The sequence below is a fragment of the Sphingomonas sp. CCH21-G11 genome (assembly GCF_001555965.1).
Classification (GTDB): Bacteria; Pseudomonadota; Alphaproteobacteria; order Sphingomonadales; family Sphingomonadaceae; genus Sphingomonas.
The window spans coordinates 1-10,703 of record NZ_LSHX01000058.1 but is presented as its reverse complement, the minus strand read 5'-3'; the positions used below and the strand labels follow the sequence as shown (position 1 = coordinate 10,703).

The window sequence follows — 10,703 nt, the reverse complement described above, 5'->3', positions numbered from 1 at the left end:
GGCCCGCCCCGCCGCCGGCCGACCTGTCGCGTATCGGCTGGGACGAGGTCACCGATCACATGCAGATCATGCTCGACATCGGCTACGGCCTCGTGCCGCTGGTCGACGAGCGCCGCGGCGGGCCGCTGATGAACCGGATCACCGGGGTGCGCCGCCAGCTGTCGAAGGACCTGGGCTTCGTCGTCCCGCAGGTGAAGGTGCGCGACGACATCAACCTTGCGCCCTATACCTATCGCATCCTGGTCAACGGGGTCGCGCTGGGCGAGGACAGCGTTTCGCCCGACGGCATGCTGGCGCTCGATACCGGCCAGGCGGCGGGCAAGCTGAAGGGCAAGCCGGCCAAGGACCCGACGTTCGGCCTCGACGCGGTGTGGATCGCGCCCGGCGATGCCGACGGAGCGACCGGCATGGGCTATCTGGTCGTCGATCCGGGCACCGTGATCGCCACGCACCTCAATCATGTGCTGGTGCAGAGCGCGGCCGACCTGCTCGGCCCCGACGAGGTCCAGTCGCTGCTCGACGGGCTGAAGGAGCGCGCGGCGCAGCTGGTCGCGGCGCTGTCGCCCAACCCGCTGCCGCTGACCACGCTGACCCAGGTGCTGCGCGGCCTGCTGGCGGAGAACATCCCGCTCAAGGAGTTCCGCCTGATCGCCGGCGCGATCGCGGTCGCCGCCCAGCGCACCGCCGATGCCGAGGAGATCATCGAGATGATCCGCCCGCAGCTCGGCCCGCTGATCATCCAGAAGCTGTGCGGCGTGCGCGAGCCGCTGCGCGTGATGACGCTGGAGGGTCAGCTCGAGGCGCTGCTCGGTCAGGCGATGCGCAGCGACACCAGTCGCCGCCACACCGTCGAACCCGACCTGGGCCGGCGCATCATCGACGCGGTGCAGAGCGCCGCGACGCCGCTGATCGCCGAATCGAAACCGTTCGTGCTGGTCGTCCAGCCGTCGATCCGGCTCGCGATCCGCAAGCTCGTCCGCACCGTCCTTCCCGACACGCCGGTGATGAGCTTCTTTGAAGTGCCCGAGGACAAGGCGGTCGAGGTGATCGCGGTGATCGGGGCGCCCGAAATGCTGCCCGCATGAGCGTCCCCTTCACCCCGCCCGACGACGCGCAGCCGCTGACCTATGGTCGCACTGCCCAGGCACGCGACCATCAGGCGCTGATGCGCCGCCACCTGCCGATGGTGCGCCGGATCGCATGGCACGTCCACGGATCGATGAGCACGCTGGTCGAGGTCGAGGACCTGGTCCAGATCGGGCTGGTCGCGCTGGTCGAGGCGCTCGCCGCGTTCGAGGATCGCGGCCAGGTCACCTTTGAACAATATCTCGCCACCCGGCTGCGCGGCGCGATGATCGACGAACTTCGCCGCCAGGCGACGATCACGCGCGGCGCGATGCGGCGCAAGCGCGTCTATCAGGACGCCGTCGCCGCCCTGACCCGCGATCAGGGCCACGCGCCCAGCGATGCGCAGGTCGCCGACAAACTGGGGATCACCGTGGAAAAACTCCGCCAGGATTATGCGACGGCCGAACCGGTCCGCTTCGATTCGATCGACGACGTCTATTCGGACGAGGGGCCGTGGTTCATGTCGGACGCGCCCGACCCGTTCGTGGCGCTGGCCGAAGCGGATCAGCGCGACCTGCTCGTCGCCGCGATCGAGGATCTGCCCGAGCGCGAGGCGCTGGTCATCCAGCTTTATTATGTCGAGGAACTGAACCTCGAGGAGATCGGCCATGTGCTGGGCGTCGGCCAGGCGCGCGTGTGCCAGATCAAGAAGTCCGCGCACGATCGCCTGAAGCGCGCACTCGATCGCCGCCTGGGCTGAGCACCACACCCGCGTGTCGCGGGGAGGCTCCCCAAAAGCAATAAGGCGTCGCCCTGGCGGAGGCCGGGCCTTTGGCCGAATGGAGCGCTCCTTTCTGCCGGAGGTCCCGGCCTCTGCCGGGGCGACGTCTCGGATTCAACGGCACCGGGTGCTGCACGCCCTGCGCCGGAGCGACGCCTTGGTTGTTGGCGGGCTGGAGCTGATCAGCCGGCGAGTGGCTCGCCTCCCTTCGCCGGACAAACAAAAACCCCGGTGGCACACGCCACCGGGGTTCTCGCGTCCCGTTCGGATCGGGAGCCGAACCGCCGCCCTTTCAGGGGGGGTGGCGGCGGCCCGAGCCCGACGTCCTTACTGGAGGAGCGACAGCACGTTCTGCTGGCTCTGGTTCGCCTGGGCGAGCATCGCCGTCGACGCCTGGCTCAGGATCTGGGCCTTGGCGAGCGCGGTCGTTTCCGCCGTATAGTCCGTGTCTTCGATGCGGCTGCGCGCATCCGACAGGTTGGTCGCGTTGTTGGTCAGGTTGTTGACCACCGACTGCAGGCGGCTCTGGCCCGCACCCAGCGTCGCGCGGGTGGTCGAGATCGACTCCAGGTCGGCGTCGATATCGGCGAGGGCCGCGTTCGCCGCCGTACCGTCGGTGCCCGACACGTCGAACGAACCGGCGGTGCCGGCGCCGGACGTCAGCGCGGTCAGGTCGTCGAGCGTCAGGTCGACCGTGTCGGTGCCGTTCGCACCGCTCTGGATGGTGACGGTCGCGGTCGAACCGTCGAACAGCACCACGCCGTTGAACTCGGTGTTCGAAACGATCTGGCCGATCTGCGCGGTCAGTTCGTCGACTTCGACCTGCAGGTTGTCACGGTCGGTGTCCTGATAGGTGCCCGAAGCCGCCTGAACCGCCAGTTCGCGGATACGCTGCAGCATGTTGGTGACTTCGCCCAGCGCGCCTTCCGCGGTCTGCGCCAGCGAAATGCCGTCATTGGCATTGCGCACGGCCTGGTTCATGCCGCGGATCTGCGAGGTCATCGAGGTGGCGATGGCGAGGCCGGCGGCGTCGTCCTTCGCGGAGTTGATACGCTTGCCGGTCGAGAGGCGCTCCATGGCCGTGCCGAGCGAGCGGTTGGCCATCGAGGAAGCGGCCTGGGCGCGAAGCGCGCCGCTGTTGGTTGCGATAACGGTCATTTGTCCGATCTCCTGTGTCCTGGCGTTCCCGCCTTCCCCCCGAAAAGCGGGAGCCGGGCTGCCACAAGGGATAACGACCGGGGCGCAAAGGACTTTAGGGGGCCCCGGCAAATATTCCGCGGACCCCGTTTTCGCGGGGCCCTTACGCGCGCGCGCAAGGGCGCGGGTGTTCCAGCGGTATTTTTCTTCGGACGTTTACCACGTCTTTACCACGGAACCCGCAAAGAACGCTGGAAGAACGGGGGAAGTCCATGCCGACCATCATTGCAAGCGATTCGGTGCTCGATCGGCGCTTCACGCTTGTGTCCAGCCTGCGCACGCAGGGCTTTGAAATCGCGCCGGTCGCCACAGGTCGCCCGGTCCCGGCCGCGCGGACGCTGATCCTCGACGATGGCCCGGTGCTTGCGATCCCCTTTGCCGACGGCAATCCGGCGCGGCTCAGCTACACCGCCGACGAAGCGACCATCGGTCAGGCCATGGCGATCGCGATGCTGCGCGGCCCGCACGCGCCCGTCGCCGCCGACCCCGAAAGCCTGGCGATGTTCGCGCTCGCCGAACGCGTCGCCGCCGCCGACATCACCGTCCTGATCAACGGCCCGACCGGCACCGGCAAGGAAGTGCTGTCGCGCACGATCCATCTGGGCTCGCCGCGCGCGGAAGGGCCGTTCGTCGCGATCAACTGCGCCGCCCTGCCCGAAACAATGCTCGAAGCGATGCTGTTCGGTCACCAAAAGGGTTCGTTTACCGGCGCGTCATCGGGCGGGGAAGGTTTCTTTCGCGCGGCCAATGGCGGCACGATCCTGCTCGACGAAATCGCGGAAATGCCGCTGTCGCTGCAGGCGAAGCTGCTGCGCGTGCTGCAGGAACGCGAAGTGGTGCCGATCGGCGCGACGGCCGCCGAGCCGGTCGATGTCCGCGTCATCGCCTGCGCCAATCGCGACCTGCAAACCGAAGTCGAGGCCGGCCGCTTCCGCGCCGACCTTTATTACCGGCTGAGCGTCTTCCCGCTCAACACGCTGCCGCTGGTCGATCGCCCCGCCGACATCCTGGCGCTCGCCGCCGCGATGACGGTGCGTCACGCCGGCAACCGCGCGAAGCTGCCGTGGATTTCGGCGGAGGCACAGCAGCTGCTGCTCGCGCACGACTGGCCGGGCAACGCCCGCGAGCTCGAGAATGTCATCCAGCGTGCGTTGCTGCTCGCCGGCGACGCGATCGGGGCCCGCGACATCGTGTTCGACCGCAAGCCGGCGCCCGTCGCGCTGCGCACCGACAACGTCACCCCGCTGCGTCCGCGCACCGCCACCGGCGAGAAGCTGAGCAACATCGTCCAGATGTCCGAGTTTCAGGCAATCCGCGACACGCTGGCCGCGTGCGGCGGCAGCCGGATCGAGACCGCGCGCCGCCTGGGCATTTCGGAGCGCACGCTGCGCTACCGCCTCGCCAAGGCGCGCGAACAGGGCGACCTGATCGACACCTTTCCCCATGAAGAGGTACGTTCGGCATGAGCATCGGCGGTGTCGGCGGTGCGATGAGCATCGACCGGATCATGGCGCTGCGCGCCGAGATCCTGGAACGCAACACGGCGCTTCAACGCGCCAGCAGCGCGCCCGCGCCGGCGAACGCGCCGGTCGGCGCGCCGTCTTCGGGCGTCAGCAGCTTCACCGATGCGATGGCGAGCGCGCTCAAGGGCGTCAACGCGGCGCAGGCCCAGGCGGGGGAACTCTCCGCCGCCTATGAACGCGGCGAAACGGTCGACATCGCCAAGGTGATGATGGCCCGCCAGCAGGCGTCGGTCGGGTTCGAAGCCACCCTCCAGGTCCGGAACAAGCTGTTGAGCGCGTACAAGGACATCATGAGCATGCCGGTCTGATCCCATGGAAAACGCACTCGCACCCGCCCTTTCCGCGCCCGCCGCGCTGCCGGTCGCCGAACGCTTCGCCAATCCGCTGAAGCAGCTCAACACGCTGGTCAGCCAGCCTGCGGTCAAGCGCAGCCTGCCCGTCCTGATGGTGCTGGGCCTTGTCGGCGCGGCGGCGCTCGCCTGGATGCTGCTCGCCACCCCGCCGCAGCGCGTGCTGTTCCCCAGCCTGACCGATGCCGACAAGGCCGCGGTCAGCGAGGCGCTGAAATCGGGCGGCATCACGCCCAGCTTCGATCAGGCCGGGTCGCTGACCGTGCCGGAGGATTCCTATCACAAGGCGCGGATGCTGCTCGCCGCGCAGGATCTGCCCAAGGCCGCGCCGGGCGGCTATGCCATTCTCGATCAGCTGCCGATGGGCGTCAGCCGCGCCGTCGAGGGCGAACGGCTGCGCCAGGCGCGCGAGACCGAACTCGCCCGCTCGATCCAGGAAATCGACGCCGTGGTCGAGGCGCGCGTGCACCTCGCCATGCCCGAAAGCTCCGTCTTCATCCGCGACAATGCCGCCCCGTCGGCATCGGTGATCGTGCGCCTCAACCAGGGCCGCACGCTGACCGACGCACAGGTCAAGTCGATCATCAACCTTGTCGCCTCGTCGGTGCCGGGCATGAAGGCCGAGGCGGTGACGATCGTCGACCAGATGGGCGCGCTGCTGAGCCAGCCCGGCTCGGGCGACGGCCCCGGGGCGATGAGCGACAAGCGCATCGATTTCCAGCGCCGCGTCGAGGACAAGTTCCGCGCGCAGCTGACCAAGCTGCTGACCCCGCTCGTCGGCCCCAACAATTTCTCCGCCGAAATCCAGGCCGAAGTCGACCTCGACGAGAATCAGGCGACCAAGGAAGTCTATGACCGCCAGGGCGCGCTGCGCGCCGAACAGGGCAACTGGACGACCTCAGACGGGACCGTGGTGCCGGAGGGGATTCCCGGCGCGCTGTCCAATTCGGCGCCGGCGCCGAGCACGCTCGATCGTCCGAACCAGCCCCCCGCCGCCGGCCAGCCGGCCCCCGGCCAGCCGCCCGTCGACCCGGCGGTCGCCGCCGCGGCCAACGGCACCGCGGGCCAGGTGGGCGCGGCTCCGGCCAATCCCGCGGTCAAGGCGAGCGAGAGCTATGCCCGCAGCTATGACCTGGGCAAGGAAGTCTCGGTCACCCGCACGGCGCCCGGCCAGATCAAGCGGCTTTCGGTGGCGGTGCTGCTGCGCGAGCCCGATGGCGGCAAACCGCGCAGCCCGGCCGAAATCCAGCAGATCACCCAGCTCGTCCGCGCCGCGGTCGGTTTCGACCCGACCCGCAACGACCAGGTCACCGTCATCAGCCGCAAGTTTTCGGCCGAGGTGACCGACCCGGTCGAGGCGGCATGGTACGAAGCGCCGTGGGTGCCGATGGCGGCGCGCAATGCGACCGCGCTGATCATCGCCCTGCTCGTCCTGTTCATGGGCGTCCGGCCGCTGGTCCGCTCGATGACGCGCGGCAAGAAGGAAGCCGCCGCCGCGGCCCAGGCCGGCGATGGCGGACCAACCGATCGGCCCGCGCTGGCGATGACGGGCGACGATGCGTCGGGCACCGGCGCACAGCCCGAACGCCAGGGCCCGCCGCCGATCAGCATCGAGATGCTCGACAATGCGCGCAGCTATGATGAGCGCGTCGGGCTGGTCCGCGGCTTTACCCGGGACAATCCCGCGCGCGCGGCACTGGCCGTACGCGACATGATCAAGGCGGAGTAGAGGGCATGAATGCGCCCGCGCGTATCTATAGCGGCGTCGAACGCGCCGCGGTGCTGATGATGCTGGTCGGCGAGGAGGAAGCCGCCGCCATCCTGCAGAAGCTGGAGCCCGACGAGGTCCGCCAGCTCGGCAAGGCGATGTTCGCCGTTGCCGACGTGTCGGAGGAGGAAGTGGTCGGCGTGCTCGACGATTTCGTCGAAAAGGCGCGCGAACGCACCGATGTCGGCTTCGACCCCCGCCCCAAGATCGAGACGATGATGACCCGCGCGCTGGGCCAGGAAAAGGCCGAAAGCGTTCTGTCGCGGATCATGCCGCCGTCGGCGCAATGCGCGATCGAGCTGCTCGACTGGCTCGACCCGGCCGAGATCGCCGGGCTGATCGAGGAGGAGCATCCCCAGATCGCGGCAGTGCTGATCGCCAATCTCGACCCCGCCGTCGGTGCGCAGGTGCTGGAAACGCTGCCCGAAGCGGTGCAGCCCCAGATCCTGCATCGCATCGCGCGACTGGGGCCGATCACGCCCGAAGCGATCGAGACGCTGAAGGGCGTGCTGTCGCGCGCGTCGGGCCGGGCACAGAGCCCCGCCGGCCTGCAGCTGGGCGGCACCCGCGACGCCGCCAAGATCCTGTCGAGCGCGCGCAAGACCACCGAAGTCCGCGTCATGCCCAAGCTGGCCAAGATCGACCGCGAAGTCGCCCGCCAGATCGAGGAAGCGATGTTCGTGTTCGACAACCTGCTCGAACTCGACGACCGCAACCTGGGCACGCTGATCCGCAATGTCGAGGCGAGCCTGCTCGTCCCCGCGCTCAAGGGCGTCGACGAAAATGTCCGCGCGCGCTTCCTGGGCTGCATGTCGTCGCGCGCGGCCGACGGCATCCGCGACGAGCTGGAGGAACGCGGGCCGATGCGCCTGTCCGAAGTGCTCGACGCGCAGAAGGCGATCATCGCGATCGCGCGCGCGCTGGCCAAGGACGGGGTCATCATGATGGGCGGCGGGGAGGACGACTATGTCTGATTTCGCCCCCGGCTTCGCCAGCCGCCATGCCAGCGTGTCGCCCGAAATCCTTAGCGCCGCCTTTGCACCGCCGCCCGGCTTCATGCCGGGCGAGATCAAGCCGCGCGACGCTGCGCCGCGCACCGCGGCACCGCGCCACTTCACGCCCGAGACACCGGGTCCGCGCCATTTCAGCCCCGCCGACCGCGATCGCAATCCGACCGAGGGGTGGGATCCGTTCGACACGATGGCGGATGTGCACGCCGACGCACCACCCGCCGCCTTCGTCGATCCAATCGCCCAGGCGCGCGCGTCGGGCTTTGCCGACGGCATGGCGGCGGCGATGGCGGATGCGGCGGCCGCGCGCGCACGCGACGAGCAGCTGCTCAGCGGCCTTGCCGATGCGCTGCGCATGAGCGGCCATATCGATCGCAATGCCCTGGCCGAGCGGCTGCGCCATACCGTGCTGACGCTGGTCGCGCGCCTCGTCGGCGAAACCGGGATTTCCGCCGAACTGCTGCAACAGCGCATCGCGTCGGCGGTCGAGCTGATTGCGGAAGGAACCGAGCGCGCCAGCATCCGGCTGCACCCGTCCGACATCGCGCTGGTCCGCGATGCGCTGCCGCCGGGGCTGTCCGCAGTCGCCGACGCCGCGATCGGCCGGGGCGCGTTCGTCATCGAATCGCCCGCGACGGTGGTCGAGGACGGGCCCACGCTGTGGCTCGAGCAGTTGACCGAGGCGCTGGATCGCGCCGCGTTGCCCGGATGCTGAACCGCTTCGCCGAAGACTATCTGGAAACGCTGGCGCAGGGCGACTTTACGCCGCGCCCGCGCGCGTCGGGCCGCCTGGCATCCTATGACGGGTTGCTGATGGAGGCGGTCGGCCTGTCGCTGCCGGTCGGCACCGTCTGCCGGATCGGTGCCGATCGCGCCCATCAAGTCGAGGCGGAGGTCATCGGTTTTCGCGGCGGCCATACGCTGCTGATGAATCTGGGCGGCCCCGCGCCGCTGCTGCCCAACGCACCCGTCCGTGCGGTCGGCGCACCGGGTGAAGCCGAAGTCGGCGATGCGCTGCTCGGCCGGGTGGTCGATGGCGCGGGCAAGCCGATCGACGGCTTGGGCCCGATTCGCGGCGCCCGGCGATGGCCGCTCGCCGGCAAGCTGCAGGGTCCGCTCGACCGCGGCCGCGTGCGCCAGCCGATGGATGTCGGGGTGCGCGCGATCAACGGGCTGCTCACCATCGGCCAGGGCCAGCGCGTCGGCATCATGGCGGGCTCGGGCGTCGGCAAGTCGGTGCTGCTCGGCATGATTGTGCGCGCAGCACAGGCGGATGTCGTCGTCGTCGGCCTGATCGGCGAGCGCAGCCGCGAAGTCGCCGACTTCCTGGAAACCAAGGTTTCGGGCGAGGCGCGGGCGCGATCGGTCGTGGTCGCCGTGCCCGCCAATCATTCGCCGGTGCTGCGCATCCGCGGCGCGCTGCGCGCCACCGCCATCGCCGAGGCGTTTCGCGATCAGGGCAAGAACGTCCTGCTGATCATGGACAGCCTGACCCGCGTCGCGCATGCCGGGCGCGAGATCGGGCTGGCGCTGGGCGAGCCGGCATCGGCGCGCGGCTATCCGCCGTCGGCGATCGCGATGCTCCCCGGGCTCATCGAACGCGCGGGCACCTGTGTCACCTCGGGCGGGTCGATCACCGCCATCTACACCGTGCTGGCCGACGGCGACGACGGCAACGACCCCGTGGTCGATTCGGCCCGCTCGATCCTCGACGGGCATATCGTGCTCAGCCGCCAGCTCGCCGAACGCGGCGTCTACCCCGCCATCGACCTCGGCCCGTCGGTCAGCCGCGTGATGACCGACATCGTCGGGCGCGAACATGTCCATGCCGCGCGCGTGCTGCGCCGGCATCTCGCGACCTATGAGGAGAATCGCGATCTGGTGCTGATGGGCGCCTATCGCGCCGGTACCGATCCCACGATCGACACCGCGATCGCCTATCAGCCCGCGGTGCTCGACTATATCCGCCAGGATGCCGACGCGGTGGTGCCGCTAGATCAGGCGGTCGCCGAACTGATCGGCGTGTTCGGCGATGGCTGAACGCCACGCGCGCAAGCTCCAGCGGCTGCTGCACGTCCGCACGCTTCAGCTCGGTCTGGTCCGCGCGGACGAAGGGCGCGCGGCGGAACGCGTCGCGCAGGAATCGATGCTGCGCCAGCGCATTGCCGGGCTCGCCGCCGATGTCGCCCCCACCGTCGCCCCCGCGCCTGCCCCGGCGATCGGGCTGCAGGCGGCGGCGACGTTGCGCGCGCGGCTGCACGTCGCGCATGAAGCCGCCGACCATCGCCTGGCGGGTGCGGAGCACGCGCTCCAGTTGGCCCGTTCGGCGACGCTTGAGGCCAAGCGCGACCAGAGCGCGATCGAAAAGCTGATCGAACAGGCACGTATCGCGGAGGGGATCCGCGAACGTCGCGCGCTCGAAAAATTGCCGGCCACGCCCCGGATGAAAACGGCACGGTAATTGCTGTCCGGTACAAGGACTCGTCACGAGCCTGCACAAGGACCGCCCATGATCGACCCATTGACGATCACGCTGCCACCCACCGGTGCCGCAAATCCTGCGCGGCCACCGGCGATCGGCGGCGATTCGTCCGATCGTTTCGTCGATGCGCTGGCGCTGCTCGCGCAGCCGCCCGCCGACGCCGCGGCCGCGACGACCCGGCAAGAAAGTGCCGCCCCCGGCAATGATTTGCCGGCCGACGACCTGGCCGACGACATGCTCGACACGATGCTGGCCGACCTGCTCCAGCTGGACGCGCCGGCGCCACTGGCTGCACCGGTGCCGTTGCCGGTCATGGCGACGCCCGTCATCACGCCAGCCCCGACTGCCCCGACGATCGCGCCCGCGGTGTCCGCCCCGGTCGCGCGGCTGACGACGACGGCATTGACGCCGCTGTCCCCCGCCACGCCCGCGCTGCCAGAGGCCGGCGCATCGAGCGTCTTGGCCTTACCCGACAGCGCCGCACCCTCCCTCCCCCTGCCGAGCCAACTCGACGCGCCGGGATC

Annotated in this window: 10 protein-coding genes and 1 pseudogene; 10 read left to right on the top strand and 1 reads right to left on the bottom strand. The window is 69.5% G+C overall.

Features of this window, described 5'->3' with window-relative positions:
* Both AX676_RS16875 and fliA read left to right on the top strand, forming a co-directional pair.
* Window positions 1–1,085 (top strand): FHIPEP family type III secretion protein (locus AX676_RS16875; protein WP_197417809.1); only part of this gene is annotated, 1,085 nt, incomplete at its 5' end.
* On the top strand, window positions 1,082–1,828 hold the full coding sequence (fliA, locus tag AX676_RS16870) for a FliA/WhiG family RNA polymerase sigma factor (RefSeq protein ID WP_066479091.1): 747 nt from the start codon (window positions 1,082–1,084) through the stop codon (window positions 1,826–1,828). The genes AX676_RS16875 and fliA, both read left to right, overlap by 4 nt.
* Before the next feature lie 348 nt (window positions 1,829–2,176).
* On the opposite strand, the gene AX676_RS16865 is transcribed toward fliA, so the two are convergent.
* Entirely contained in the window at window positions 2,177–3,007 is an 831-nt protein-coding gene (locus AX676_RS16865) for a flagellin N-terminal helical domain-containing protein (RefSeq protein ID WP_066479094.1), read from the bottom strand.
* Between the two features lie 251 nt (window positions 3,008–3,258).
* Here AX676_RS16865 and AX676_RS16860 point away from each other — a divergent pair, with 251 nt between their 5' ends.
* The 8 genes and pseudogenes from AX676_RS16860 to AX676_RS16825 all read left to right on the top strand — a co-directional run.
* Window positions 3,259–4,512, top strand: coding sequence for a sigma-54 interaction domain-containing protein (locus AX676_RS16860; protein ID WP_066544489.1), 1,254 nt, complete (start codon window positions 3,259–3,261; stop codon window positions 4,510–4,512).
* A complete protein-coding gene (gene fliE, locus AX676_RS16855; RefSeq protein ID WP_066479104.1) occupies window positions 4,509–4,877 on the top strand; it encodes a flagellar hook-basal body complex protein FliE in 369 nt (122 codons plus the stop codon). Before AX676_RS16860 ends, fliE begins: the two co-directional genes overlap by 4 nt.
* Before the next feature lie 4 nt (window positions 4,878–4,881).
* The gene (gene fliF, locus AX676_RS16850) at window positions 4,882–6,648 is read left to right on the top strand and encodes a flagellar basal-body MS-ring/collar protein FliF (protein ID WP_066479106.1); all 1,767 of its coding nucleotides are present in this window, start codon (window positions 4,882–4,884) and stop codon (window positions 6,646–6,648) included.
* Between the two features lie 5 nt (window positions 6,649–6,653).
* Window positions 6,654–7,661, top strand: coding sequence for a flagellar motor switch protein FliG (gene fliG, locus AX676_RS16845; protein WP_066479107.1), 1,008 nt, complete (start codon window positions 6,654–6,656; stop codon window positions 7,659–7,661).
* On the top strand, window positions 7,654–8,412 hold the full coding sequence (locus AX676_RS16840) for a FliH/SctL family protein (protein ID WP_066479108.1): 759 nt from the start codon (window positions 7,654–7,656) through the stop codon (window positions 8,410–8,412). Before fliG ends, AX676_RS16840 begins: the two co-directional genes overlap by 8 nt.
* Complete coding sequence (locus AX676_RS16835; protein ID WP_066479109.1) at window positions 8,406–9,737, top strand: FliI/YscN family ATPase; 1,332 nt, start codon at window positions 8,406–8,408, stop codon at window positions 9,735–9,737. The genes AX676_RS16840 and AX676_RS16835 overlap by 7 nt, the downstream gene beginning before the upstream one ends.
* Window positions 9,730–10,158 carry a hypothetical protein gene (locus tag AX676_RS16830; protein ID WP_066479116.1) on the top strand — a complete coding sequence of 143 codons (429 nt, stop codon included), beginning with the start codon at window positions 9,730–9,732 and terminating at the stop codon, window positions 10,156–10,158. Before AX676_RS16835 ends, AX676_RS16830 begins: the two co-directional genes overlap by 8 nt.
* 48 nt (window positions 10,159–10,206) lie before the next feature.
* Window positions 10,207–10,703 (top strand): annotated as a pseudogene (locus AX676_RS16825) (hypothetical protein); the annotation flags it as partial.